General features: G+C 39.1%; 21 protein-coding genes and 3 pseudogenes. 9 read left to right on the forward strand and 15 right to left on the reverse strand.

From position 1 onward, the window contains the following. The first annotated feature begins 523 nt into the window (after positions 1–523). Positions 524–4,027 (forward strand): gliding motility-associated C-terminal domain-containing protein, encoded by a 3,504-nt coding sequence (locus tag ACQ86H_RS27085; RefSeq protein WP_431293096.1) that lies wholly within the window; start codon positions 524–526, stop codon positions 4,025–4,027. Here the strand turns inward: ACQ86H_RS27085 and ACQ86H_RS27090 are convergent. Beyond that, entirely contained in the window at positions 4,024–5,034 is a 1,011-nt protein-coding gene (locus ACQ86H_RS27090) for a PorP/SprF family type IX secretion system membrane protein (RefSeq protein ID WP_431293097.1), read from the reverse strand. The genes ACQ86H_RS27085 and ACQ86H_RS27090 overlap by 4 nt on opposite strands. A gap of 297 nt (positions 5,035–5,331) precedes the next feature. On the opposite strand from ACQ86H_RS27090, the pseudogene ACQ86H_RS27095 reads away from it, so the two are divergent. The 3 genes and pseudogenes from ACQ86H_RS27095 to ACQ86H_RS27105 all read left to right on the forward strand — a co-directional run bounded on the left by ACQ86H_RS27095 (position 5,332) and on the right by ACQ86H_RS27105 (position 9,637). Continuing rightward, a pseudogene (locus ACQ86H_RS27095) lies at positions 5,332–8,224 on the forward strand (DEAD/DEAH box helicase). 247 nt (positions 8,225–8,471) lie between these two features. Beyond that, positions 8,472–8,789 (forward strand): YgaP family membrane protein, encoded by a 318-nt coding sequence (locus ACQ86H_RS27100; RefSeq protein ID WP_121284384.1) that lies wholly within the window; start codon positions 8,472–8,474, stop codon positions 8,787–8,789. Positions 8,790–8,854: 65 nt separating this feature from the next. After that, positions 8,855–9,637 (forward strand): 3-keto-disaccharide hydrolase, encoded by a 783-nt coding sequence (locus ACQ86H_RS27105; protein WP_138819569.1) that lies wholly within the window; start codon positions 8,855–8,857, stop codon positions 9,635–9,637. Between the two features lie 412 nt (positions 9,638–10,049). Here the strand turns inward: ACQ86H_RS27105 and aat are convergent, their stop codons facing one another. Continuing rightward, positions 10,050–10,682 (reverse strand): leucyl/phenylalanyl-tRNA--protein transferase, encoded by a 633-nt coding sequence (gene aat, locus ACQ86H_RS27110; protein ID WP_138819568.1) that lies wholly within the window; start codon positions 10,680–10,682, stop codon positions 10,050–10,052. Between the two features lie 193 nt (positions 10,683–10,875). Here aat and ACQ86H_RS27115 point away from each other — a divergent pair, with 193 nt between their 5' ends. Beyond that, positions 10,876–12,198, forward strand: a complete 1,323-nt coding sequence (locus ACQ86H_RS27115; RefSeq protein WP_431293098.1) for a DUF1800 domain-containing protein — start codon at positions 10,876–10,878, stop codon at positions 12,196–12,198. A gap of 112 nt (positions 12,199–12,310) precedes the next feature. Further along, entirely contained in the window at positions 12,311–13,510 is a 1,200-nt protein-coding gene (locus ACQ86H_RS27120; RefSeq protein WP_138819566.1) for a DUF1501 domain-containing protein, read from the forward strand. 263 nt (positions 13,511–13,773) lie between these two features. Here the strand turns inward: ACQ86H_RS27120 and ACQ86H_RS27125 are convergent, their stop codons facing one another. Further along, positions 13,774–14,670: a DUF6694 family lipoprotein gene (locus ACQ86H_RS27125; protein ID WP_431293099.1), complete on the reverse strand. Its 897-nt coding sequence runs from the start codon at positions 14,668–14,670 to the stop codon at positions 13,774–13,776. 63 nt (positions 14,671–14,733) lie between these two features. Next, a complete protein-coding gene (locus ACQ86H_RS27130; protein WP_431293100.1) occupies positions 14,734–15,087 on the reverse strand; it encodes a hypothetical protein in 354 nt (117 codons plus the stop codon). 108 nt (positions 15,088–15,195) lie between these two features. On the opposite strand from ACQ86H_RS27130, the gene ACQ86H_RS27135 reads away from it, so the two are divergent. Then, a complete protein-coding gene (locus ACQ86H_RS27135) occupies positions 15,196–15,564 on the forward strand; it encodes a YccF domain-containing protein (RefSeq protein ID WP_138819563.1) in 369 nt (122 codons plus the stop codon). Positions 15,565–15,851: 287 nt separating this feature from the next. On the opposite strand, the gene ACQ86H_RS27140 is transcribed toward ACQ86H_RS27135, so the two are convergent. Both ACQ86H_RS27140 and ACQ86H_RS27145 read right to left on the reverse strand, forming a co-directional pair. Continuing rightward, the gene (locus ACQ86H_RS27140) at positions 15,852–16,271 is read right to left on the reverse strand and encodes a phosphatase domain-containing protein (RefSeq protein ID WP_431293101.1); all 420 of its coding nucleotides are present in this window, start codon (positions 16,269–16,271) and stop codon (positions 15,852–15,854) included. Further along, entirely contained in the window at positions 16,268–16,825 is a 558-nt protein-coding gene (locus ACQ86H_RS27145) for a phosphatase domain-containing protein (protein ID WP_431293102.1), read from the reverse strand. The genes ACQ86H_RS27140 and ACQ86H_RS27145 overlap by 4 nt, the downstream gene beginning before the upstream one ends. A gap of 58 nt (positions 16,826–16,883) precedes the next feature. Between ACQ86H_RS27145 and ACQ86H_RS27150 the strand changes: the two genes are divergently transcribed. After that, the gene (locus ACQ86H_RS27150; RefSeq protein WP_431293103.1) at positions 16,884–17,756 is read left to right on the forward strand and encodes a diacylglycerol/lipid kinase family protein; all 873 of its coding nucleotides are present in this window, start codon (positions 16,884–16,886) and stop codon (positions 17,754–17,756) included. Here ACQ86H_RS27150 and ACQ86H_RS27155 read toward each other — a convergent pair. The 5 genes and pseudogenes from ACQ86H_RS27155 to rbfA all read right to left on the reverse strand — a co-directional run bounded on the left by ACQ86H_RS27155 (position 17,745) and on the right by rbfA (position 20,891). Beyond that, the gene (locus ACQ86H_RS27155) at positions 17,745–18,134 is read right to left on the reverse strand and encodes a hypothetical protein (protein ID WP_431293104.1); all 390 of its coding nucleotides are present in this window, start codon (positions 18,132–18,134) and stop codon (positions 17,745–17,747) included. The two genes, ACQ86H_RS27150 and ACQ86H_RS27155, sit on opposite strands and share 12 nt — an antisense overlap. Continuing rightward, positions 18,134–18,796, reverse strand: a complete 663-nt coding sequence (locus ACQ86H_RS27160) for a TonB family protein (protein ID WP_431293105.1) — start codon at positions 18,794–18,796, stop codon at positions 18,134–18,136. The genes ACQ86H_RS27155 and ACQ86H_RS27160 overlap by 1 nt, the downstream gene beginning before the upstream one ends. 389 nt (positions 18,797–19,185) lie before the next feature. Next, positions 19,186–19,872, reverse strand: a complete 687-nt coding sequence (locus ACQ86H_RS27165; protein ID WP_431293106.1) for a peptidoglycan DD-metalloendopeptidase family protein — start codon at positions 19,870–19,872, stop codon at positions 19,186–19,188. A gap of 6 nt (positions 19,873–19,878) precedes the next feature. Beyond that, a pseudogene (gene trhA, locus ACQ86H_RS27170) lies at positions 19,879–20,507 on the reverse strand (PAQR family membrane homeostasis protein TrhA). Between the two features lie 6 nt (positions 20,508–20,513). After that, the gene (rbfA, locus tag ACQ86H_RS27175) at positions 20,514–20,891 is read right to left on the reverse strand and encodes a 30S ribosome-binding factor RbfA (RefSeq protein ID WP_025143353.1); all 378 of its coding nucleotides are present in this window, start codon (positions 20,889–20,891) and stop codon (positions 20,514–20,516) included. 221 nt (positions 20,892–21,112) lie between these two features. Between rbfA and ACQ86H_RS27180 the strand changes: the two genes are divergently transcribed. Continuing rightward, on the forward strand, positions 21,113–21,394 hold the full coding sequence (locus ACQ86H_RS27180) for a four helix bundle protein (RefSeq protein WP_431293107.1): 282 nt from the start codon (positions 21,113–21,115) through the stop codon (positions 21,392–21,394). A 256-nt stretch (positions 21,395–21,650) separates the two neighbouring features. Here the strand turns inward: ACQ86H_RS27180 and hflX are convergent, their stop codons facing one another. The 4 genes and pseudogenes from hflX to ACQ86H_RS27200 form a co-directional block, all read right to left on the reverse strand. Then, complete coding sequence (gene hflX / locus ACQ86H_RS27185; protein WP_431293108.1) at positions 21,651–22,841, reverse strand: GTPase HflX; 1,191 nt, start codon at positions 22,839–22,841, stop codon at positions 21,651–21,653. Positions 22,842–23,206: 365 nt separating this feature from the next. After that, a complete protein-coding gene (trpC, locus tag ACQ86H_RS27190) occupies positions 23,207–23,989 on the reverse strand; it encodes an indole-3-glycerol phosphate synthase TrpC (RefSeq protein ID WP_431293109.1) in 783 nt (260 codons plus the stop codon). A gap of 102 nt (positions 23,990–24,091) precedes the next feature. After that, positions 24,092–24,661 carry an anthranilate synthase component II gene (locus ACQ86H_RS27195; RefSeq protein ID WP_431293110.1) on the reverse strand — a complete coding sequence of 190 codons (570 nt, stop codon included), beginning with the start codon at positions 24,659–24,661 and terminating at the stop codon, positions 24,092–24,094. A 100-nt stretch (positions 24,662–24,761) separates the two neighbouring features. Continuing rightward, positions 24,762–26,158 (reverse strand): annotated as a pseudogene (locus tag ACQ86H_RS27200) (anthranilate synthase component I family protein). Between the last annotated feature and the right edge of the window lie 2 nt (positions 26,159–26,160).

The following is a 26,160-nucleotide window of genomic DNA, read 5'->3' on the forward strand; positions in this document are numbered from 1 at the left end:
CTTAAAATTTTTCTTTCGAAGCTAGTTGGTTGGCTTAAGCAGTGCAACCCTAAAAATTTGTTAGGCCGGATTTAAGTAGAACGGAGATATTGTACTATGGCCTAGCTGGGCGGAAATAATAAAGTAATTAAAGGGTAGCTTATCAAATGACCTGTTTTAAATGTTTTACAAGGCATTTAGATACTTCGTCAAGCTTAGTACAGGCTAAGCTCAACGTGACAAATTCGATTAAATTCCAATTTATAATACAGCCTCCAGCGAAAAGTCGAGATGACGACTATTCTATTGGAGTCTTTCGATGTTAACACAACAAAAGATCTATAAAACCAGATTAATACGATAGATTCCCAATGCCATGTTTTCTGTGTCTGCCTCGGTGAGCTCGATGGTAAAAAACCAAGGCAACTCATTTTCAGAAAAATAATGTAGGTTTGTGAACTAAAACCCTAGCCACTAAACTTTTATTTGTATTTTGGCTGTACCAAACATTTTTATGCGTCTCTCAAAACTGCTGGCCCTATTTATGGGCTTATTTTTCATTAATAATGTTTACGCTCAAACTTACGTGGTTACCAGTAATGCCGATAGCGGCACTGGAACATTAAGGGAGGGATTAACACAAGCGGCTATAGCTAATAGAATCACTACTTTTACCATCAATTTTAATTTACCCGGCAATCCAAGCGATAATGCGAACCGCACCATTAGATTACGTTCGGCATTGCCTGTGGTTTCTTCAAATGTAGTAATTGATGGCACCTCACAGGCAGCATGGCCCGCTCTAGGTGTCTCCGGAGCAAAAGTAATATTGGAACCAGAATACCCTAATTCTACATTTTCAGGATTGATCATCGGCCAGTCGTCAACCACTCAAACCCAAACAACAGGGGTTGAAGTTTATGGTTTGTATATCAGGAATTTTGCTGCCATCAATAATTTACAAAATGTAAATATGGCTCAGGGCTCGGGAATTGTAATCGATTATCGTGCAAATAATATTACTATCGGTGCTCCAAATAAAGGAAATGTTATTGGAGGTAACATTAATGGTATTATTGTTCAGAACAGCTATTATTTTACCACAATCACCGCCACAAAAATTAAGATCCAATCGAACTTAATTGGGGTGATATATGATGGAATAACCCCAAACACGAATGTTTATGGTATCTCTGCCAATTTATACGATAGTGCTTTAGATGTTGGGGGTGATAATACCGGCGAAGGCAACGTAATTGCTGCAAACCGGATTAATTTAGATATCACCCGATCTTCGTACTCCACTAACGCAAGGTTTGATATCAACGTGATCAATAATAAAATCGGGGTAGATTATACTGGTAAAAAAGACTTCCATGAATTACCGATATTTCTTTCTTCTTCCGCTTTAGAAATTGCAGGGTTAAAAGTTAATGCAGTAAATACGGCACTTTATGTGCGCAACAATATTATCGGAGGGAACAGAACTACAGGCGTTTCGGTAACCAATTCAGACTTTATTTTAACAGGCAATGCTATCGGAACAGATGCCGCAGGAACTGTAGTAATGGGCAATGGCATCGGTATTAAAATAGAAACGGGTGCAGGTGGAACCATCGGTGGCGCAACACCTGCCGAAGCAAACATAATTGCCAATAACAGCTTTGGGGTTGAAACTGTATCTTCAAAACCTGTAAAAATTACAAGGAATAGTTTCTTTTGTAACAGGACGTTTGGAATCGGAAAAACCTTAACTATTCTTCAGCCTTATATTCAGATCCTTAAGAAAAGGAATGACTACGTTTCTGGCAGGGCTACTCCCAATTCTGAAGTAGAACTGTTTTATACTGTAAACTGTCAGGGTATCTGCGAGGGTAAAACCCATATTGCCACAGTACAGGCTGGTAGTGACGGTCGTTGGGAATATAACGGAACCCTTACCGGAATGGTTACCGCAACCGCCAGTTTATTAAATGCCACTACTTCTCCATTTTCAACTGCCGAGCTTTTGGCAAATGAAGCCATAGTTGAACCCGTAACCTGTAATGCTAATGGATCAATCACTATCCCGGAGCCACGTGAAGGTTTTACTTTTACCTGGGTAAAGATAGAAACTGATGGCAGCCGGGTACCTAAAGGAAATACACAAAGTATCACTAATTTAGAGGTTGGAACTTATGAAGTAACTGTTGACGATGGCTGTAAAGCGTTTCCTTCGGTGTTTATCATTAAAGATCAAAAATTAACCAAGCCCAATATTCAGCCAGTATTTCCAATATGCGGACAAACCTCTTTTACATTTAATGCAGAAGTTTTAAGGGGAAAAGGTGTGTTAAAATATGAATGGATAAATACCGCAACAAATGCTGTGGTAAGCAGAAGCAACCCCGCTAGTTTGCCAGAAGGCACTTACCTCGTTAAAGTATCGGATGAAGCAAACTGCTCGCTGGATTCAGATCCGATTACGGTTAAAAGAAAACCAAAAATTATCATCACCAGTACTACATCACCTAAACACGCAACTTGTGGCAGCCAAAATGGTGCAATAAAGGATTTAAAATTTACCGACTTCACTGGAACAATTACTTATAAATGGTATAAACCAGATCTTCTTACCGGCGCTTTAGGTGATGTAATTGCGACTACCGCCGACCTCGAAAATGTTGAAGGTGGTAATTATACCATTGTAGTAACCGATCAGGGTGAATGTGGATCTACTTCTGCTTCTTATTTTATCATTACTGATAATACCATCCAGATCAGCGATGCTTCGATCAGAAAAAATGAAACCTGTAACAGCAGCAATGGCGCCATAGGTGGAATCTCACTGACTGATGCTGATGGTTACGAATGGATCGGACCTGATGGGATTACCATTAAAAAAGGTACTTACTCCGCAGGAACTTCTTTATTAATTGAAAACCTAAAAGCTGGTTCTTACAGGCTTTGGGCAAGCAACAGCAAGTCAACCTGCCCACGGGTTCCACGAGATTTTGTAGTAACCGCAACACCACTTCCGGTTTATAACTTTTCGCACCGCGAATCGCCAACAACCTGTGGATTAATTAATGGAACCATTGATCTGGATTTTAGCTCAGCCCTTCCTTATCGGTATGAATGGAAAGACCAGGCAGGCAACATTGTTTTAAGCACAAAAACAACCACTTCCATTTCCCTTAAAAATTTACCTGGTGGCACTTATACCATGTACGCCTACGATATTAATAACTGTAGCCCGGTTATTATGGGGCCTTACACCATAGAGGTAACTCCGCTGCTTACCATTGTACCTAAAACCGGAACAACGGTAAAAGATGGCTGTACCCTGCAAAGAGGTTCGGTTACCGGCGTTGAGGTAATTGGCGGTGTACCGGGTTATACTTTTAGATGGTTAAACGAGACTGGCGAAGCTGTTCAGTTTACACAAGATTTAACCAAAATTGGTGCCGGAACATATCGATTGGAAGTTAAAGACAAAACAACCTGCGGTTACGCCATCAGCGAGCCGTTTACCATTGTTGATGAGCCATTTAAAATCCTCACTCCTGTTATTAATGATCTCCGTGTTTGTTATGTTTCTGATATTGTGCTGCCTGTAATCGCTCCGGAAGAAGGCACCTATCAGTTATTCGAAAAACTTGATGATACCAAGCCATTTTTAGAAAGTACCATAGGTGTATTTAAATTTAAAGTGGCGAAAACGGCCGATTATTATGTACGGAGAAAACTTGGAGCCTGTACCAGTGAGTTTATCAAAGTGCATGTAGAAGTAACGCACGATAACCTGGAAATTACCAACACCATGACACCAAATGGCGATGGCATGAACGACGTTTGGCAGGTTCGCGGATTACCCGATTTTAAAGGGATCAACATCAAAGTTTATACCCGCGGCGGTCAGCTGGTGTACGAATCTATCGGCAATTACAACAAGCCATTTGATGGCCGCTTCAGGGATAAGGAATTACCAGCGGGGGTTTATTATTATGTTATTGATCTCCGGGCCGAATGCAAACCACTAGGCGGCAGTATTACACTTTTACGTTAAAACTGCCTGCTTGGGCAGGCTACCTGATAACGGTTGTTTAATAAAATACCCAATACAATTTCGTGGGTCCCGTTATTTACCGAGCGTAACCCTGAAGTATTTACATCATACGAATAACTCAGGTTTACCAGCGAGGCTACATTAAACCCTGCCAGAAGCGAGAAAGAATCATTGTTTCTGAAACTGGTTCCTACCCAGAATTTATCTTTATAGGCAAATTTCAGGTTGGCATCAAACGCAGCAGGAGCATTAGCCCAATAGGTAATCAATGCCGATGGAATCATGGCAATATCTTCATCCAGGAATATTTTGTAACCAGCAGTACCATAAAAAGTAGCTGCCTGATAAGCATCAATCTTGATTTTATTGCCTACAACACTGCTTTTATTACCAATAAGCTGTTTCGCCGAAACACCTGCAAAAAACCTGGGACTATACAACCAAACACCAGCGCCAACATCAGGCCTGATTTTATTGTTGTAATCGGCAGAAAATAACGGATCGCCCGATTCATCAGCAACAATTCCACGTACATCAACATTGATCGATTTAAACCCTGCAGATAAACCCAGCGATAAATTGATTTCATTAGTAAGGCCAAGGTGATAAGCATAAGTTACGTCCGCATTGGTCTGCCTGATTAAACCCGCCTTATCTGTCATTGCGACAAGACCAATGCCATGGTGAGGCTCAGCAGCCGTATAGTTGTTTACAAAACTCCTGCTCATCGGGTTTTCGCCATTGCCCGCAAATGAATTTACGTTGCTACGCACAAAATCTTCACCTATGGCTGTACTTAAAGAAAGGTATTGCGTACTTGGTGAGCCTTCCAAACCGCTCCATTGTTTTCGCAGACCGATTTTTAAATCAGTATAGTTGTCAATACCCGATAATGCAGGGTTCAACAGGATATTGTTAAAAATATATTGGGTACTTCTTGGAATTTCCTGTCCATAGCCAGAAAAAAACAGACAAGTGAACACAGAGAGCGTGTAAAAAAACTTCATTTAAGCTGCGATGATGCGTTAACCGACTGATAATAATAAACCTACCAATCTAAGAGCTAAGATAATAAGTTGCCGGCAATTATTACGTATTAATATTTGCATGAAAAGCCGGATATTTTAGCAACTCGATTAATATTCGTGAATTAAACTATTGCATCACAGTTGGTTTTTCATTGCAGGTTAAAAAGCCCTATATTTTTTATCCCAAAAACGGCCAATTCTTTTGATGTAATCTCAAAATATTGTAAGTTTAAAGTTTTTTAAGCGGCTTAGCTTACAAAAATTTTATATCCATCAATGTTACGTGTCGATAGTTCTAAAGCCTGTAAAGTAGTGTACTCTTTGTGCAAACATGAGTACCTTGGCTATTTAATTGAACCTCACGTAGTTCAGCTTAATCCCCAGGGCGATTTTTCTTTTACCTACCAACGGATTTTTACCCACACGGCAGAAGAGTTTAATGCCTGTTTAAGTGAGATCGATTATAAGCTGATCAAAATTTTGGATGATATTGAGCAGGATTCGCTGATTAAAAAGTATTATAAAAAATTAATCAGGCCTACTGAATTCTTTACCAAAATCTTCGACGATAAATTCTATGAGAATGTTCGTCCGAAAATTGAAAAGAAACTTGCTGAAGCTTTAGAAATCTTAAAGGTCAAAAATGAGCTTTATGTAATGGATAAAGATGGCTGGCTGGTAGAACGCAAAATCGAACTTGCCGGCGAACCTGCATCCATCCTTTTCCATTTCCGCAGGAATGAAACTGAAACCCGTTATTTCCCGACCATCAAGTACCAGAACCTGCGCATCGAATTCATGTTTAAAGAAGCGCAGATCATTAGCAACAAACCTGCCTGGTTATTGCTGAACGATGTGTTATACTTTTTTGATCAGGATATTGAAGGCAAGAAATTACAACCTTTTTTAAATAAACGCTTTATTGCCATACCCAAAACAACTGAAGCTACTTATTTCGAAAAATTTGTTGCACCATTAATAGAGAAACACCATGTGTATGCCGAAGGTTTCGAGATTAGAACCGAACAATTTGAGGCTATACCGGTAATCAAGGTTTTATATGTAGATGGTGGTCTTTCGCAAATTCAGTTGTACTTTAAATATGGTGAATATACCTTCCCTGTCGAAAACGCACATAAAGTAACTGTGCGTTTAGAAAAAACGGCCGATAACTATATTTTCCACCGCATCAAACGTTCAGCTGAATGGGAGAAAAAACAGTTTAATCTATTGTTATCCTTAGGACTTAAAAAAACGAGTTCATTATTCAGTAACCTTGAAGTAGCTTCAGCGGATGAAAACCCAAGTTACGGCGCAATAAATTGGGTAAATGAGCATATCGAAATCTTGGAGGCATCAGGTTTTGAAATTGAACAGGCCACCGGGCAGAAAAAATTTGTATTAGGTGCCAGCAAAATCGATCTTGAAGTTAAAGAAGGAAACGATTGGTTCGATATCCATGCCGTGGTTTGGTTTGGAAAATATCAGATCCCTTTCTTATCCTTAAAACAACATATTTTACATAAAAAGCGCGAATTTTTATTACCTGATGGTGAAGTGGCCATTATTCCCGATAAATGGTTTACTCAATACGGTAGTCTGTTTAGTTTGGCAGAAACCGGACAAACGCTCAAATTAAAGAAACATCATATCGGTTTAATCAACGATCTGGCAGAAGATAGCCTGGCTAATGTTACCCTCGAGCGTAAACTTCAGCGTCTTTCGGATTTTGAAGATATAGCCGATACGCAGATGCCAGTTCACTTTAAAGGAACTTTACGCGATTATCAGAAAGCAGGCTACAACTGGTTCAGCTTTTTACGCGAGTATAATTTTGGCGGCTGTTTAGCTGATGATATGGGTTTGGGTAAAACCATCCAGACTTTGGCTATGCTTCAAAAAGTTAAAGAAGACGATCAACTGTTGGGCACACAAACTACATCGCTGATCATTATGCCAACCTCTTTAATTTACAACTGGTTAACAGAGGCAAGAAAATTTACACCAAAGCTTAAAATATTAGCACATACAGGTACAAATCGCAATAAAGATGTAGCCAATTTTGCCAATTACGATATTATCATTACCACCTACGGTGTAACCAGGAGTTGATATAGATGAGTTGAAAAATTTCTATTTCAACTACATCATTCTTGATGAAAGTCAAAACATTAAAAACCCGGCATCAAAATCGTTTAAAGCCGTTAGAAGCTTAAAATCGAAACACAAACTGATTCTGAGCGGTACACCTGTAGAAAATTCAGTAAGTGATTTGTGGTCGCAGTTAACTTTTTTAAATCCTGGTTTATTAGGTACGCAGGCATTTTTCTACGAAGAATATGTGCAGGCGATAGAAAAGAAAAAGGACGAAGAAAAAGCGCGTAAACTCCAATCCATCATCAAACCTTTTGTACTCCGCAGAACGAAAGAACAAGTGGCTGCAGAGTTACCGCCAAAAACGGAGCAGGTAATTTATTGCGACATGAGCGAAGACCAGGCGGCATATTACGAAAAAACCAAATCGGCCTATCGCAACGATCTATTGCAGAGTATGGATGATGGAACTTTTGCACAAAAGCAGGTGCAGCTTTTACAGGGATTAACCGCTTTACGTCAGTTGGCCAACCACCCTGTTATGATCGATGGAGAGTATATCTCCGATTCAGGCAAATTTGAAAACGTAATCCACACTTTAGATAACGTGCTTAAGGGCGGACACAAGGTTTTGGTTTTTTCTCAGTTCGTAAAACACCTGGATATCTTCAAAAAACACTTTGAGGCCGAAAATATTCCTTTTGCGTATTTGGATGGATCAACCCGTAACCGTGGTGAGATCGTTTCTGAATTTCAGCAGAATACCGACTTAAAGGTTTTCCTGATCTCGATAAAAGCCGGTGGCGTAGGTTTAAACCTCACACAGGCCGATTATGTTTTTATTCTAGATCCATGGTGGAACCCTGCTGTAGAGCAACAGGCCATCGATAGGACACACCGTATTGGCCAGGACAAAAAGGTTTTTATCTATAAATTCATCGCAAAAGATACCGTTGAGGAGAAAATCCTGGCTTTACAGAACCGTAAAAAATCTTTAGCAAATTCATTGATCACCACAGAAGAAAGTTTCTTTAAATCTTTGAGTAAAGAGGATATCAGGGATATATTGAATTAAGCTTTAATAAGATAGATTGTCATCCTGAATGCAATGAAGGATCTTTATTGAATAGGTGCAGATCCTGTATTTCATAGCTTATAGATTCTTCATTGTATTCAGAATGACTGATTACCAATTTAGATTTCTCCATTCCGTTGCACTCCGCCCGAAATAACGATAAATCTTATCGAAAAAACAATTTAAAATTCTTTTCAAACTCATTCCCTCCTTACTTGTTATACAGTAGTACATAAATTCTACCATCATGACAAATCAAGATTTTAATACTGCAGTAAATAATGTTAAAGAAGCATGGAAATATCCAGAGTTATTCGAAAATGTTTCAAAATCCGAGCGTTGGTTATCAGGCGCAGCAGGGACATATTTACTTTTTAAAGGCATTACCAGCATTTTTTCGCATCCTGTAATTGGATTAACTGGTGCTGCAATTGGTGCAGGATTACTGTACCGTGGCATTACGGGCTATTGCCCAATGCGTGATTTAGCAGAACAACGCAGAGAAGATGTTGCCCCTGACGAAGTAATTATAAGTGAAACCTATGTTGTTGACGATTTAGGGTAAAATTTTAAATACTAAATTTCCATTTGTTAATAAACTGGTTAACTTTAACAAGTTAAACCACAATCATGAACAAGTACACACTATTATTCATTCCTGCACTTTTTGCAGGGCGAGCTATGGCGCAAGATAAGAAACCAGATCCTGCCAATGACCCTAAAGCAACGGAGGTTTGGGAGCCAGTCCCTAAAATTGTTACACCAGGTAAACTGCCTCAAGATGCACCATCTGATGCTATCATTCTTTTTAATGGTAGAAATTTAGATGCATGGCACTCTGTTAAAGACCCATCTAAACCGGCTGCGTGGACAATTGACGATGGGTTTTTTACCGTAAAAAAAGGAACAGGAAACATCGAAACAAATAAAAAGTTTACAGATTACCAACTGCATCTGGAATGGAAAATCCCTGAAAACATTTCCGGCGAAGGTCAGGCGCGTGGAAATAGCGGAGTGTTTTTAGCTTCAACTGGTGGTGGTGATGATGGTTATGAAATCCAGATTTTAGATGTTTATAACAACAAAACCTATGTGAACGGACAAACAGGTAGCGTTTATAAACAAGCGGTTCCTCTAGCTAATGCCAACAAAAAACCTGGTGAATGGCAATATTATGATATCATTTGGAATGCGCCACGTTTTAATGAAGATGGAACAGTACAAAAACCAGCAAGTGTTACTTTATTTTTAAATGGAGTACTTTTACAGAACGGATTTGTATTAAAAGGTGCAACGAGATACATCGGTGCTCCTGAATATAAAAAGCATGGCCCTTCCTCAATCAAATTACAAGATCACGGAGACCCAAGCCCTGCCATTAGCTACAGAAACATCTGGGTAAGAGAACTATAATTAGATGCTCCTTGCTTGTACAGAGGGTTAATTAGAATAGCGATTTTATCGCTTACCACATTAAAAATGTGAAGTACATACATCCCCGTTACAAACTGATACGATAGCGAATTATAATTTCAACAAAACAACAATAAGAACCTGCAGGCCAAAAGCTTGCAGGTTTTGTTTTATAGAAGAATTTGACGGATAATTGTAAACAGATTATTTAAGGATTAGGCAATTAACCGGGAATATTAACGCAGGCATAGTTTCCTAGCCCCGATTGAAGTGAGCACGCATCCCGGTTCTTCACCAATCAATAGGCACTGAAAATAGCACCGGGAGAAGTAAAACGTAAAGCGGGAAGAAACCTAAATAGCTGTAGGAAGCTGCGCTTCAAATAAAATGACAAACTAAAAGCGTCTAGGTATTAATGAACCTCTAGCATTTCCATATACAACTCCCTGCTGATCATTTCTGCACCCAAACTCACCAAATGGTCATTTGGCAACTGACAGTCAATCAAATCAATATTCATTTTGCTTAAAAAAATAAGGGCAGCTTTTGAAGCATTACTGACATGACTAAACATACTTTCACCACAAAACACGCGGTTAACTTTAAGTCCATATAAACCACCAACCAATTGATTTTCCAGCCAAACTTCTACACTGTGGGCATAACCCTGCTGATGAAGATGGATGTAAGCCTGTTGCATCTCGTTTGTAATCCAGGTTCCATCCTGCCCCTTTCTTTCCGTGGTTGCACAATTCCGGATCACTTCGGCAAAAGCCTGGTTAAAAGTAATGTCAAAAACCTCGTGTTTTAAAATTTTCTGCATGCTTTTACTGATTTTGATTTTATCAGGATAAATCACACAACGCTCGTGTGGCGAATACCAAAGGATTGGTTCGCCTTCGCTAAACCACGGAAATATCCCGTTAGAATAGGCAACCAGCAATCTTTCCATACTTAGATCTCCACCAATGGCCAGCAAACCATCCTCTTCTGCCAAAGCTGGATCAGGGAAACCAGGGTGATTATCTAAGAGTTGAAAAAACATAGGCGAAAATAAGAAAGAAAACAAAGATTAAACCCTGACGTTCTAAATAAGTCATATTGTAAAAACAGTCCATGATGAGCACAAAAGATAATTTCTTAAAAGTAAAACATCTTTACAATCGGGCCGGCTTCGGTATTTCTTATACCGACTTACAAAAATTAAGCAAAAAAAACTTGATAAAGTAGTAGATAACTTGCTTAAAGATTCCCAAAAAGACGATCCCATCAATTTAGTAAATGATTTTGAATCAAAACGGCAGCTTTTGGTACAGGCAGGTTTATATGCTAAAAAAGACCTGACGGATGATGAAAAGAAAATGCGTCAGCAGATTATACGCGAGCAAAACGATGTGAGCCGCGACCTGAATATTGCCTTCATTACCAAGATGATTAATACGGATGCTCCGTTGAGGGAAAAGATGACGCTCTTTTGGCATGGTCATTTTGCGTGCCGCAGCAACAATCCCTATTTTGCACAACAACTAAACAACATTCAAAGAGCAAATGCCTTAGGAAGCTTTAAAACCTTATTGATTGAAGTTTCTAAATCGCCTGCAATGTTGCAATACCTCAATAACCAGCAGAATAAAAAAGGTAAGCCTAATGAGAATTTTGCCCGCGAACTTATGGAGCTTTTTACATTAGGAAGGGGAAATTATACCGAGCAGGACATTAAAGAATCTGCCCGCTCATTTACCGGCTGGATGTATGATAAAGATGGTTCGTTTATTTTTAGAAATAACCAGCACGATACCGGTACAAAAACCTTTTTCGGTAAAATCGGGAATTTTGAAGGCGAAAACATCATTGATATTATTCTTGAAAAACCAGAAACCGCACAATTTATTGCCTGGAAAGTATATAAGTTCTTTGTTAATGACAACCCAAATGAGGAACATGTTAAAGAACTAGCCACACATTTTTACAATTCGAAATACGACATTGCTTCGATGATGAAAAAAATGTTTACTTCTGATTGGTTTTATAGCCCGGAAAATGTAGGCACAAAAATTAAATCGCCAGCCGAATTTTTAGTGGGTTTAAGTCGGGAGTTTTATGTTACTTATAACAAACCACAGGTTTTAATACAGCTACAAAGCAGTTTGGGGCAATATTTATTTAACCCGCCCAATGTTGCAGGCTGGCCAGGCGGACAAAGCTGGATCGATAGCTCATCGTTAATGTTAAGGATGCGGATTCCTTCACTTGTGTTAAATGACGGAGAAATCGATTTTAGCGGCAAGGCAGATCCCGAAGATGAGGCCGTAATTGCACTAAGCAGGGTAGCAACCACCAATGCCAACGCCAATACAAAACCAAAATCATACGTTAACGCAAATGCCGATTGGCCTAAATTTTTAGGCACCTTGCCGAAAGGATTAACGCCATTAGCGCTCACCGAGTTTTTATTACAACCAAAATTAAACGATAAAATCACGGCCATGGTAAGTGATAATAAAGGACTGCGGAGTACTGCGGTTGAGATTACGAGTATGCCGGAGTATCAGTTGTGCTAGATGAATTGGTTGATGGCTCATTGTTCATATCGGTTTCGCTAAACACCCAGGCCATCAACTATAAAACTATGAACCATCAGCCAATGAACAAGTGAACTAAAACACCAACAAGATGAACAGAAGAAATTTTTTAAGAAATACAGGATTTGTTGCAGCAGGTACGCTATTCGTTCCGGCTTTTATGAAACCACTTGAGGCCATGGCACTTGATGAATTGAGCCTCTATAAAAACCTGGTTGTGGTGCAGCTTTCCGGCGGAAATGACGGCTTAAATACAGTCGTTCCATTTGGAAATGACATTTATTATCAAAAAAGAAGTAGTATCGCCATTAAGCCTGAAGAAGTGATCAAATTGAACGATATGCAGGGCTTAAACCCAAATATGGCTGCGCTGCAGGAAATACATGATCAAGGCTGGATGACCATCATTAACGATGTTGGCTACCCTAACCCAGACCGGTCGCACTTCCGTTCGATGGATATCTGGCAAACCGGTAGTGATAGTAATCAATTTTTATCCACCGGATGGATTGGCCGCTATTTGGACAGCAATTGTCAAACCTGTAAATTCCCTTATACCGCGATAGAAGTTGATGACTCACTTTCTCTGGCCATGAAAGGGCAAACCAAAAAAGGAATTGCATTAAAAGATCCTGCAGCCTTATTCCGTAATACGAACGACCCGTTCTTTAAGGCCATGCTGCAAAATGATAAAGAGCATTTGGATGAAGATAATTTGGGCTACTTGTACAAAACCATGATCGAAACCTCGTCATCAGCCAATTATATACAGAATACTTCCAAAGTTTATCAGTCTAAATCAACATATCCTAACTCGGGTTTTGCCAACCAGTTAAAGACAGTTTCGAAATTTATTTCCTCGGGATTAAAAACAAGGGTTTATTATGTTTCGTTAAGCGGTTTCGATACCCACGTAAACCAGGTCGGTCAGCAGGGAAATCTGCTCAAGCAATACAGCGAGGGTATGGCCGCTTTCTTAAAAGACTTAAAAACCAATAATAAATTAGACGATACTTTGGTAATTACCTTCTCCGAGTTCGGCCGCAGAGTAGAACAAAATGCCAGTAACGGAACCGACCATGGAACAGCAAACAATATGTTTGTTTTTGGCGGAAAATTGAAGAAACAAGGAATATTTAATGCAGCTCCTAACTTGGGTGATTTAGATACCGGAGATTTAAAATACCAATTGGATTTCAGGCAGGTTTATGGTACCATTTTAGATAAATGGCTGGATGTAAATAATGCTGATATTCTGAATAAGAAGTTTAATACGCTGGATTTTATATAGGTATTGGCAAGCTGCTTTATAAATATCAGATTTGCCAAGACTGAGGGTTAATTTATTGAACGAAAATTAATTACAGCTTTTTTTACGAATCGTTCTCTGCGAGAGATCGTCATTCCCAACTTGATTGGGAATCGTAATGCAAGCGCTTTAAGATTCCCGGCTGCGCGGGAATGACGGCCGTATAAAGGAGTCTGTCAATGGTAAGCCTATCGAAAAACTTTTAAAAGCGTTTCTACAAGCTCAACATGACAGATTAAATCAGCTTATTTGTTTGTTAGCTCCAGTTCATCTAAAGTTCCTTTAGTTTCCTGAAGTTCCTTTAATTCAGCTTTCTTCTTTTTAATTTCGGCATCAATATCTTCAGCGTTGTATTTTGGCAAGGCTATGGTTTTGCCATTTATGGTAATACTCGATGCAAGTAATTCAAGTTCCAGATCAAAATCTGAAAGCCTGGCATTTTCTACAGGATATTTAACATTTTTCCACTTTTCCTGATTGTTTTCTTTCGCCTCTCTGAGCATCACATTACCATTCTTGCTGTCACCCGGGCTTAAGGTGCCAACCTCTTCCGCATCACCCCAAATCTGGGATGCAATTACTTTTTTAGTCGATATTTCCCTAACCTCAACCTTAATGGCCACTCCTCCTGTTAATGCTTGTTTTCCTGTAAAAGCATATTCAATATCCAATTCCGGAACTTTTTCTCCAAAAAAGTCATCTTCTGTTAACGTCAGGCTGGTTACTTTAAAGATATCCAGTTTCTGTTTATTAACGACCAACTCCTTTTTCTGGATTTCGAGTGTATCAATTTCTCCTGATACTTTTGCGATTTCTTTTTTATTGTGTGCCTGCAAAAGATCTTCGGCGAGATTTACCACTGACGAGTAGCTTAAACCATCAATCATTTCCAATGAAATTTTATCGAAAGATTTCCCCTTGTATTTTTCAGGTTCATTCCATTTTAACCGCATCGATTCTAAGGCGATCACCCTAAGGGCTTTCTCTAGATTTACCTGTTCTTCCTTATTCAGGTTTTTTACGATTTTAGCTTTAGAAGTTTCGAATTCTTTTTCAGATTTCGCGTTAAACTTTTCGCCACAGCCCGTTAAGGCTGCCACAATAAATGCAAAAAATACAATAGTGACCGATAATTTGTTCATAGGGTTAATTTTAGATGAGATGGAACATTAAAAAATTTAAACGTTTATAATGATGCTATAGTTTTATTTTCTTTTTAACACGTATACTGGCCGGTTAGTATCATTATCAATTTGCTCCGTGTAGACGCTTAATAATTCATATCCATAGTTTTTCATTTTGTTAACACAGTCAATTGCAGAATTAAATTCGAGTTTATTGCCATCATCATCACGGATGTACAGCTCGCTATAATCTCCCTTTTTTTGACCGTATTCAAATATAATCCATTGTTTATTGGCTAACAGACTTTTTTCGGCACGGACCTGGATATAATCTACATGAATATCGGTTAGCTTCCTTCCATTTACATTTTGAGCTTTGGCATCAGATAGCCCAAAGCAAGCAGCGAGTGCCGCTATAAAAATTAATTTTTTCATGTTGTGTTTCTTTTGTGTGTGATTCCAAATTACGGAGAATCGATTAAGAATGCATCATTTGATCTGTAACAAAAAGCAAATTCTTAAATCTTAACCTAAACAAACACAATGAACTTTTTAGGCAATATCATCTGGATTATTTTTGGCGGCATCTTTATTTTTTTCGAATACATTATCGGAGGTTTGATCCTTTGCCTAACCATTGTAGGTATTCCTTTTGGCATCCAATGTTTTAAATTCGCCATTGTTGGTCTTGCGCCTTTTGGCGTTAAAATAACCGATACCTCATCAAACACAGGCTGCCTATCTACCATCATGAATTTGATCTGGATTTGCTGCGGCGGTTTTTGGATTGCCCTAACCCATTTATTTTTCGGAATTCTGCTTTGCATTACCATCGTAGGTATTCCTTTCGGTCGCCAGCATTTTAAGCTGATGAATTTAGCATTTACACCGTTCGGAAAATCAATTTCTTAATCTGAACATATATATATAGTTCCGCCATTTCGACCGTAGCGGAGAAATCTGTAAACATTTTTTTGAAAAGCAGGGTTCTGTGTCTATCGGATCCGACAGTCCTGCCATCCGCTTTACCGCTCTGCGTTCGGTGCTCGCTCCTGTCAGGTTTATTAAACTGTGGCCTGCCCCATTAGCAAAAACTTTGTACTTAGCCCCGATTGGATGGATGCCCACGATACATCATCGGGGCAGGAAGAAAAGCGGGACACTTGAACCCGATGAGCACAACTCTTGCGCTCCAAAAACTATTGGATGAGCCCTATTGATTTTGAATGCTCAATTGCCTCTTCACTCCTATTAAATAAACATGCCCCAACCCCCTTATCTTCTACTTTTTTAAGCAACACTTTGGTTTCAGCCTCTTTTTCTGGCCTGATATTACGAATATAAACTGCTTCAATATTTTTCGGGTATTTCTCTACGATGGAACTATAAATTTCAGGATCCTGTTGCGAATTATCTCCAAAAAATACAAACTTCTGATTGGGAAAGGCATCCAGGATCCGCATTACTCTTAATAATTTCCCTTCATGTCCGGTTTTGCCGGTTTTAATCAGATCTTTCCATCTTTTCAGCGTATTTAAAAGAAAAGCACCATCCGGCAATTTGTTAAACTTAAAGGTTTCGACCAGGTAATCATACAAATTCCATTCGCTGCTGCTCACATAAAAAAAGGATTAGGTTGTGCTGCATCCGTATGAGATAAAGCCAATTGTTGATAATGACTGGCTGCATTAGGAAAGGTTTTACGGGTATGTGGATTTTTGATAAAAAGTTCTCTCAATCGCCTCCCAATGGTTGCCGAATGCGAAACCATTACGGTATCATCCACATCAGAAATGAAAGCATACTGGGTAATATGCGGCACATAAATCTTGCCTTCGCCAGCACTTAAAACGGACCCATTCTGATCAATTGCTTCTACTTCAACATCGTGCCAGCCCGCGGGGATATCCTGTTCAGCCTTCCATTCGAATTTAAAAAAGCCATCGCTCTCGGTTCTGTTGTAGATGACCTGATCAAAAAAGCGCAAACGAACCTCCACAAAAGCGTAGGGTTTTAAAATAAAAAGCTTTAACAGATGAGCGATATTGACAAAGATATTGTTGCTGTAAACCTGCTGCGTTTTCGCCTTCCGTTTAAAAACATGACCATAAACAACCAAATTATGCGCGTGACCATAACCATGATATACTTTTACACTAACAGATTTATTCATCGTTATTAAAACAGAGTTTATTAAAAGTTGTTTGTGAAGTAAACATAAGGCATCCACCATGAAATTACTCTTCATCATCAATCCGGGCTCAGGCAGTCACGATATAAACTTAAAGGAAGTAATTTCTGCACATTTCGAGGTAAAAAACACTGAAATCGATCTATTCGAACTGCCAAAAGACTGCTCTTTAGATAAAATAAAAGCAAAAATAAACGACTCAAAAGCCGACCGTGTAGTGGCTGTTGGCGGCGACGGGACATTAAAACTTGTAGCGGAATGTTTATTGAATACCGAAACCCCCATTGGGATTATCCCTGCAGGCTCAGCGAATGGGATGGCGAAGGAACTGGGCATTCCTACTGATATTGAATTGGCTTTAGCGCTTTTAGAGGAAGGCCGGTTAAAGAAAATACATGTGGTTAAACTGAACGATGAAATCTGCATCCATTTATCCGACCTGGGTTTTAATGCCTATTTGGTAAAGAAATTCGATACCATGCCCGAACGTGGCATGTGGGGCTATGCAAAAGCCACCTGGCATGCCTTGTGGAATCACCGCCGCATGGAAGTACAACTGAAGCTTAAAGATGAAACCGTTAACTCTAAAGCTGCGATGGTGGCCATTGCTAATGCCACCATGTATGGCTCCGGACTAAAGATCAATCCTGATGGAAAATTAGATGATGAACTTTTTGAAGTGATTTTGGTAAAGGATTACTCTTACCTCGAAATATTAAAAATATGGATTACCAAATTGCCTTTTAATCCCAAGAAAATAGAAGTGTTTCAAACGGCTGAGGTAAAAATTGTTTCTAAACACCAGGCGCATTTTCAGGTAGATGGAGAATATATTGGCAGGGTAAATACTGTTGAAGCAAAAATTCTTCCGGCAGCCATAACGGTGGTTTTACCTCAGGTATCAGAAGGATGAGCGATGAATTTTAATTGTAAAATACAACCTGAAAAATTCGGCAATAAAACAGATCCGGAATAAAATATCAAACCAACGCTCCCCAAGGTTTAACATTTCTGGCAAATAAGTGATAAAACCTATAGAAAATACCCATACCACCAAACGAAAAGGAAACTGGATATAATAGGTGATAAAGCCGAATTTTTTAAATAGGATTAAACCGATCGCAGAAATAAAAAGCGACACAAATAAAGGCAACAGTAAAACCACCTTGGCCTGCGAGAGTACCTGGTCTGGAATTTCATTTAAATGTGTTAAGATCTGCCAGAATTGTTTAGCCAATAATGCAATGCTAATGATATCCAATAAGGCAAAAAATCGGGTACTGTTTTTCATTAATTTATTTTACTTGCAATATTGAGCCAAATAATCATCAGCTTTTTTACTGCCCATATATTTAACAAAGATGAAATCTTCGCAGGCTCCCTGTTTATCACCCTGCTTAATTTTTTTAAGGCCATTTTTATCCTGTCATCGAGATACTCATCATCAATGCCCAATTGATTTTTAATGGCAATGATCTGAGCTTCTTGTCCTGGTTTTGCCTGATCGATGTTTTTATAAAAATTAATGACCGAATTGGTTAAAGCTTCTTCTGCCTGATAGCTTCGGATGGACTCCTGCATTTCTTCGCTCGATTTTCCTTCACAGTTATAACCTGAAAGTACAAAATTAACCGGAGCAACAATCGAAACAGTGGTATCGTAACCCGCAGGAACCTGCCATTTTCCACTGCTTAAACGCACCAGCCGAAGGGCTTCTTCATCCAGGTCAGACAGTATGCCTTTGCTCACTTTTGAAAAATAAACCTGGCCTTGTGTATTAAGCTTAAAACTCACATTTACCATTCCCTGGATACAATTATCTTTAGAAAACCTGGGATAAACCGTATTCTCTCTTAAAAAATTGACAAAACCATTTTTCCCAGATTTAAACTGAACCTGGCCCATCGCCAGTGAACAGCAAAAAAGTAAACAAACGGTGAACAGGTTTTTCATTGTACTAATTTACGGTTTTAACCGCAGAGAATACAAAGTTTTTCGCAGAGGAAAAAAGAGTTTTAGCCACGGAAGCATAGAAACACGGATAGATTGCCGATAATTTAATCACATAGAAAATGAGGAGTTTAATTTAAATAGTAAGGTCGTCATTCCCGCATTATTGCATTACGATTATTCATCAGTTTTTCTCTTTTCAAAGGAATTCATAAACACTTCGTGGTTCCCAATCAATTTGGGAATAATGATCGCAAAAAATCTCTCTGAGGCCTCAGTGCCTTCCCTCTGTTCTCTCTGTAGTTAAGTTTGTAACATCGTATTTGGCCACAGAGGCACCGAAAGCACAGAAAAAGCTTTGCCCCTTTGCGCATTCCTTATTTTCTTTGCAGTTAAGAAAAAGTAACCTTCAAAATTAAATCCGGATCGGGGCAATTGGCTAAATACTTTTCCCTTTCACTAAACTTACAAACGCCAGGATAATCGCCTTTTAGTCCACCCATATCTTTGATCAATTGAAAATGAAGATGCGGTGGCCATGATCCATTTTCTTCTTTTACACCCAGTTCTGCAATTTTTGTTCCTGCAGGGATAAATTTACCTTCCTCCAGTCCATTTAAAGAAGCCAAACTTAAATGCCCGTATAAGACATTAAAATTCAAGCCATCTATATCGTAGGTTAGAATGATGGTAGCACCGTAATCGCCAAGGTTATCGTTATAAGCAAAACTTTGCACAGTTGCATCGTAAAAATTGTAGATCGGTGTTCCGGCCGGTCCCCAAATATCCACACCTAAATGTAACCTGCGGGGTTCTTCTTCAGTATCAAAATGTGCACTTCTCGAATAAATGGTGCGGTGTTCGTTGTATCCGCCAATTCCGTAGCGGGCATTGTTTTTAGCCAGCTTTTCATCTACCCAATCGGAGAACAGATCGGTATCGTCCAAAATTTCATCTGTTAATTCCGTATTGGCAGCTGTAAAATCCAAAGGCAGAAGCCGATCTTGTTTTACATCAAAATCAACAACTTTTCGGATCAATGCGGCATTTGACTGAATAACCTGCTCGAAAGTTCGCATTTGCAATTATTTAAAGATATACATGAAATTATAAATGTAGTGCGATAAAGCTCCGCCTATTACAAAAAGATGCCATAATTCATGACTGTGCATCCATCTGGACAACTGTTTATCCATCGCGTAATAATAAGTTCCGCCGATATAAAAAACACCTCCAAGCAGTAACCATAAAATTGCACCGATGGGCAAAGTCCCAAGCATTTCTGTAGCAGCGGTACAATTAAACAGCCCATTAAGATATAAATGGATAACGATATGGCCGTACTTTTTAACCGATTGAATATTTTGAGCAGGCAGCCTGCAACGGCAATAATCCATACAATAGCGAACAAGCTCCAACGCAGCCAGCCATCAAAAACCAATAAGGCCGTTGGCGTATAAGAACCAGCAATCATTAAATAAATGCAGCAATGATCAAATTTCTGCCAAAAGCGGACGCCATAATCTGTAGCAGGATAACCATGGTACATGGCGCTTACCCCAAAAAGAATAAAGGTTCCGATGCTGTAAATCCAGGCAGCCGTAAATTCAATCGAGGTATGGCACTTCCGGAGCAATATATATCCAGCCGGAATTGCAATTAATGCCGGGATAAAATGTGTGAAGAAATTGACGGGTTCCCTTAGCTTCCTCACAAAAAACTATTCGCTGTCTTCGTCTTTTTGTCTTGGTTCCTTTGCAATCTTATCGAAAAGATGATCCATACGTTCTACATATTCGTTGGTATCATCTACAAAGAAAGTAAGTTCTGGCACCACCCTTACCTGATGACGGATACGGCTGCCCAGTTTATACCTGATCTCACCTGCATGCGCATTAACGGTATTGATAGAAAGTGTGGTATTATTGGTATTAAAAAAGCTCAGGTAGACCTTGGCTACGGCCAGATCTGGCGAAACCCTCACACGCGTAATGGTTACCAATGTATTAGGCAAAAATGCAGCACCTTCACGCTGAAAAACCTGTGCCAACTCCTCTTGTAATACTCCTGCAAATTTCTGCTGACGTTTACTTTCCATAATGTTATAATTATCAATTACCAATAATCAATTATCAGACCATACAAGGTAGATAATATTAAACTGATAAGGTTTAAAATTATCAATAACCAATACTCAATTATCAGACCATAGCTAGTCGATAATATCGAATGGAAAAAGATAATAAAAATTCAAAAAAATATTAAACTGAAGTTGATTGTATTCCTCCAGCATTTTGTAAAAATACTTATATTTAATTAATGAGCAACGGAACAAACTTTAATCTTGAAGAAAGAACTTTTCTATTCGCTCAATCTGTTAGGTCATATTGCAAAAAGGTTACGCACAGTATCATTAATATTCAAGACATTAAGCAGGTTGTCCGATCTTCTGGTTCTGTTTCGGCAAATTACATCGAAGCCAATGAATCTTTAAGTAAGGCCGATTTTATTTACCGAAAAGAAGCAAAAGAAACCAGGCTTTGGCTTAACCTGATCGATATTGAAGATAAAAAGAGCTGGAACCTACAAAATTACTTTTAGTGAGTGAAGCAAATCAATTGATGTTGATATTTGATGCGATAATTAAAAAATCACAATGATTAAGGTTTAATTTTAATAACCAAGTTCCAAAGATTCAATAACCAATCATCAAATCACAATATCCAATTAGCAATGATCAAATTACAATTGAAAAGACATTTTTTTGGCTATTTATTTACTCATCTTTCTAAGCTCATCGCTACGGTTTGATCATTGAAAATTGGTTATTAATCGAGAAATTATTCTTTCTTTGCTATCAATACAACAAATTACTATCATACGGGTATCTCGCTACGTGCGCAGCTTTTACCTTATCGTACAATAATGTTTTAAACTCTTCAAGGTTCTCTTTTTCTGTAGCTGAAATAAACAGTACAGGCACTTTATCGTGGCTCATCCAGCTTTTTTTGAAGTCTTCTAAAGTAAGCTTTCCATCATCCTCTTCATTGTCGACCTCTGGCGAAACATAGGCGTCTATTTTATTAAAAACTAAAATCATGTCTTTATCAATGGCACCAATATCTTTCAATGTTTCGTTAACTGTGTTGATCTGATCTTCGAAGTTGGGGTGCGAAACATCCACCACGTGGATTAATAAGTCCGCCTCACGCACCTCATCTAAAGTAGACTTAAAACATTCTACCAAATGGTGAGGCAGTTTGCGGATAAACCCAACGGTATCAGAAAGCAGGAATGGTAAATTTTCGATCACTACTTTACGTACAGTCGTATCTAAGGTTGCAAACAACTTGTTCTCTGCAAATACTTCCGATTTCGAAAGCATGTTCATAATGGTCGATTTACCCACGTTAGTATAACCAACCAGGGCCACCCGAATCAGCTGACCACGGTTTTTACGCTGCGTTTCATTCTGACGGTCGATATTTCTTAAACGTTCTTTTAACAGAGAGATTTTATTTAGAATAATACGTCTGTCACTTTCAATCTGGGTTTCACCCGGTCCACGCATCCCGATACCACCTTTCTGCCGTTCTAAGTGGGTCCACATGCCTGTTAAACGTGGTAAAACGTATTGTAATTGTGCCAGTTCTACCTGTGTTTTTGCCTGCGCAGTTTGGGCCCTGTTGGCAAAAATATCAAGAATTAAATTACTTCTATCCAGCACTTTCACACCAAGTTCACGGTCGATATTACGCAGTTGCGACGGCGATAGTTCGTCATCAAAAACAACCACATCAATTTCTTCTGATTTTACGTAAGCTTTAATTTCTTCCAGCTTACCTGTACCCACAAATGTAGCACGCTCTGGTTTTAACATTTTTTGAGTAAAAATCTTTTCCACTTTCCCGCCAGCTGTATCAACCAAAAAGGCCAGCTCATCTAAATATTCTTTTGTTTGGGCTTCTTTTTCGCCAGGAGTAACTACTCCGACTAAAATTGCCCGTTCCTGCACAACAGCAGTATCGTATGTTTTTTGTTTTCCCATGTAATTAAAGCAAATATACGAATTTGCCAACGTGTAAATCCACTAACAAACCATGCTGATGCAATAAATGTTTTTAGTTCCCTTTTGAGAATAGGATTGTCACAGCTTCCATAGCAGCACGACCAAATCACAACACCTGGTGCGCTCAGGCGACTGGAGATAGTCTAAAATATTATTTTTAAGGAAATCAGGGTTCTGTGCACTTCGGTTGCAAAAGTCCTGCTATCGCTTCAAATCCTCGCTCGTACCTCGCTGTGGGTTTTCCGCTTTATCAGGTTTATTTTAATAAAAGACTGAAGTCCTTAGTTTATGGAAGCTTGAAACAAACCTCGCAGGTTTTAAAAATCTGCGAGGTTTATAAACAGCTATATCTGCCCCACAAATTCTTTAATAGCAGTTCCCGGACTATCTGTTTTCATGAAATTCTCACCGATCAAAAACCCGTTAAAACCTGCGACTTTTAAATCCTTAATCGTTTGCGGATTGCTAATAGCACTTTCTGAGATCTTTAAAAACTCATCCGGGATTTTGTTCACCAGATCAAAAGAAGTCTGGATGTCAACCGTAAAGTCGCCGAGGTTTCTGTTGTTTACACCGATAGCATCCAGGTTCGGGCAGATGCTCCTTTCAAGTTCCTCAAGGTTATGCACTTCTAAAAGCACATTTAAGCCTAAATCTTTTGCAAATTTCCCGAAATCGTTGATCTGCTGAGGGGTTAAAATCGAAGCAATCAACAAGATGATATCAGCACCCCAGGCTTTTGCTTCCAAAATCTGGTATTCATCGATCATAAAATCTTTTCTTAAGATCGGAATATTATTTACCGCCCTAGCAGCCAGAATATCGTCTGTTTTACCACCAAAGAAATCTTCATCCGTTAATACTGAAAGTGCAGATGCGCCTGCTGCATTGTAGGCCTGTGTAACTTCGGCAACATCGGCTGTTCCGTTAATCAAACCTTTTGAAGGCGAGCGACGCTTAAATTCAGCAATAATCCCTGTTCGATCTTCAGCCAATAAAAACTCTTTAAAAGAATAAGGTGTTCGCTTAAAATGCACCGAATTTTCTAAATCTGTTTCTGAAACCAAAGCTTTCGCAGCGGCAATTTCTTCTTTTTTACGTAATACGATTTTATCTAGTATGTTCATTTTACTAATCCGTCATGCTGAACTTGTTTCAGCATCTAATAATTAACTAATTCCAGTAAGATCCTGAATCAAGTTCAGGATGACGACCGGATGAATAAAGCGCTAGGGAGTAGACGTCAACCAATTCTCCATCATCTGTTTCCCATACTCCGTCAACACACTTTCTGGGTGAAACTGTACCCCGCGAACATCTAATGTTTCATGTCTTAACGCCATGATCTCATTTTTATGATCTCTTGCAGTTATTTTTAAACAAGAAGGGAAGTTCTCTTTACTCACCACCCAACTGTGGTAGCGACCAACATTAATGGTTTGCGGGCATTCCCAGAACAATGGTTCATTCCCATCTACAACCGTTACGGGTGTGGCAATTCCATGCATCGGTCTGCCCAGGTTTAATAAGGTACCACCAAAAACTTCGGCAATGGCCTGTTGGCCTAAACATACGCCAAAAATACTTTTAGTTGGTGCATAAGTCTTAATCACATCAAGTAATAGCCCCGCTTCTTCAGGAATACCCGGGCCTGGTGAAAGTAATATTTTATCATACTTTTCTACATCAGCCAAATCGAATTTATCGTTTCTCCAAACTACCGCTTCATATCCTACTTCATTAATTAAATGCACCAGATTGTAGGTAAAACTATCGTAGTTATCGATAACCAAGACCACTCCCTTGCCCCCTGAAGGGGAGTATTATTTATATTTTTTTCCATTGAATTTTTCACCTTATATACATCATTCATCTCACCTCATCCATTTTACATCTTCACTAAATTCCCTCTGCCATCTGTACCGCTTTACGCAATGCAGCAATTTTATTATTTACTTCCTGCATTTCGGTTTCCGGTACCGAATCGGCCACTATACCTGCTCCAGCACGGTAATGCAGTTCGTTATTTTTGCTCATAAAAGTCCTGATCATGATAGCATGGTTGAAATCATCATTAAAACCCATAAAACCAATGGCGCCGGCATAAAAATTCCTGCCAAGTTTTTCGTTTTCATCAATCAGCTGCATGGCTTTGTATTTTGGCGCACCACTTAAAGTACCTGCCGGATAGGTATCGGCAACCACTTTAAAAGCACTTACATTTTCCTGCAGGTGTCCACTCACCTTACTTACCAAATGGATCAGGTGCGAATAGTATTGTACTTCTTTAAACGATTTCACCTCTACACGGTTACAGTGTCGGCTTAAATCGTTTCTAGCCAAATCAACCAGCATGACGTGTTCAGCACTTTCTTTCGGATCCTGTTCCAGTTTACGGGCCTGTTCTGCATCTTCAATATCGTTTCCACTTCTCTTAAATGTTCCAGCGATTGGAAAAATGTTTGCCGAATTATTTTTGATCGTAATCTGTGCCTCTGGTGAAGAGCCGAACAACTTAAAATTCCCGTAATCAAAATAAAACAGGTAAGGCGAAGGATTGATGGAACGCAAACAACGGTACACGTTAAATTCATCTCCGGAAAACGCCTGTTTAAATGCTCTTGAAGGAACGATCTGGAAAACATCTCCCCGGTAAATGTGCTTTTGTAATTTTGTCACCAAATCCATAAAACCCTGATCGGTTAAATTCGAACTTTCCTCACCACGAAGCTGGAACTTATATTCAGGATAATTTTTATTCTGGATCAGGTATTCCATCTTTTCCAGTCCACCCTCTTCTTCGCCTTCGAAAGTATTTTTGAACAGCGTAATTTCGTTTTTGAAGTGATCGATAGCAATGATATAACGGTATAAGTGGTACTGCATCTCCGGAATCTCCTCCCTTCGGGGGTTTCGGAAGTAAACTTGATATCTTCAAAATGCTGTACGGCGTTCCAGGTAAAATAACCGAATAATCCGCTCGAGATAAACTTGATTTCAGGCAATTCGGTTTCTTTGAATTTATCCTTAAAATCGGCGATTTCATCAATCAGGTTTTTACTTTCAGTAATTTCTACTGCCCCATCCGGAAAATAGGTTTCCAACCGTGATCCCTTTAGGATAATTCCGGCAACAGGATCGGCACAAACAAAACTCATTGAGTTTTCTCTACTGTGGTAATCTGAACTTTCCAATAAGATGCTGTTCGGGTACACATCACGTAAGCGTAAATAAATGCTCACTGGCGTAGTGGTATCAGCAAGCATTTTTTTGTAAGTCGTATTTATTTTATACATGA

It is taken from the genome of Pedobacter sp. P26, from assembly GCF_050632135.1.
In the GTDB taxonomy this organism is placed as follows: domain Bacteria; phylum Bacteroidota; class Bacteroidia; order Sphingobacteriales; family Sphingobacteriaceae; genus Pedobacter.

Bases quoted from the DNA above. Each gene is read 5' to 3' on its own strand.
- ACQ86H_RS27160 (WP_431293105.1), bottom strand. From the start codon at position 18,796: ATGAAAAACCTGTTCACCGTTTGTTTACTTTTTTGCTGTTCACTGGCG.
- ACQ86H_RS27130 (WP_431293100.1), bottom strand. From the start codon at position 15,087: ATGAAAAAATTAATTTTTATAGCGGCACTCGCTGCTTGCTTTGGGCTA.
- hflX (WP_431293108.1), bottom strand. From the start codon at position 22,841: ATGGGAAAACAAAAAACATACGATACTGCTGTTGTGCAGGAACGGGCA.
- ACQ86H_RS27165 (WP_431293106.1), bottom strand. From the start codon at position 19,872: ATGCGAACTTTCGAGCAGGTTATTCAGTCAAATGCCGCATTGATCCGA.
- ACQ86H_RS27155 (WP_431293104.1), bottom strand. From the start codon at position 18,134: ATGAAAAACAGTACCCGATTTTTTGCCTTATTGGATATCATTAGCATT.
- ACQ86H_RS27125 (WP_431293099.1), bottom strand. From the start codon at position 14,670: ATGAACAAATTATCGGTCACTATTGTATTTTTTGCATTTATTGTGGCA.
- aat (WP_138819568.1), bottom strand. From the start codon at position 10,682: ATGTTTTTTCAACTCTTAGATAATCACCCTGGTTTCCCTGATCCAGCT.
- ACQ86H_RS27135 (WP_138819563.1), top strand. From the start codon at position 15,196: ATGAACTTTTTAGGCAATATCATCTGGATTATTTTTGGCGGCATCTTT.
- ACQ86H_RS27120 (WP_138819566.1), top strand. From the start codon at position 12,311: ATGAACAGAAGAAATTTTTTAAGAAATACAGGATTTGTTGCAGCAGGT.
- ACQ86H_RS27105 (WP_138819569.1), top strand. From the start codon at position 8,855: ATGAACAAGTACACACTATTATTCATTCCTGCACTTTTTGCAGGGCGA.
- ACQ86H_RS27100 (WP_121284384.1), top strand. From the start codon at position 8,472: ATGACAAATCAAGATTTTAATACTGCAGTAAATAATGTTAAAGAAGCA.
- trpC (WP_431293109.1), bottom strand. From the start codon at position 23,989: ATGAACATACTAGATAAAATCGTATTACGTAAAAAAGAAGAAATTGCC.
- ACQ86H_RS27090 (WP_431293097.1), bottom strand. From the start codon at position 5,034: ATGAAGTTTTTTTACACGCTCTCTGTGTTCACTTGTCTGTTTTTTTCT.
- rbfA (WP_025143353.1), bottom strand. From the start codon at position 20,891: ATGGAAAGTAAACGTCAGCAGAAATTTGCAGGAGTATTACAAGAGGAG.
- ACQ86H_RS27180 (WP_431293107.1), top strand. From the start codon at position 21,113: ATGAGCAACGGAACAAACTTTAATCTTGAAGAAAGAACTTTTCTATTC.
- ACQ86H_RS27085 (WP_431293096.1), top strand. From the start codon at position 524: ATGGGCTTATTTTTCATTAATAATGTTTACGCTCAAACTTACGTGGTT.
- ACQ86H_RS27145 (WP_431293102.1), bottom strand. From the start codon at position 16,825: ATGAATAAATCTGTTAGTGTAAAAGTATATCATGGTTATGGTCACGCG.
- ACQ86H_RS27150 (WP_431293103.1), top strand. From the start codon at position 16,884: ATGAAATTACTCTTCATCATCAATCCGGGCTCAGGCAGTCACGATATA.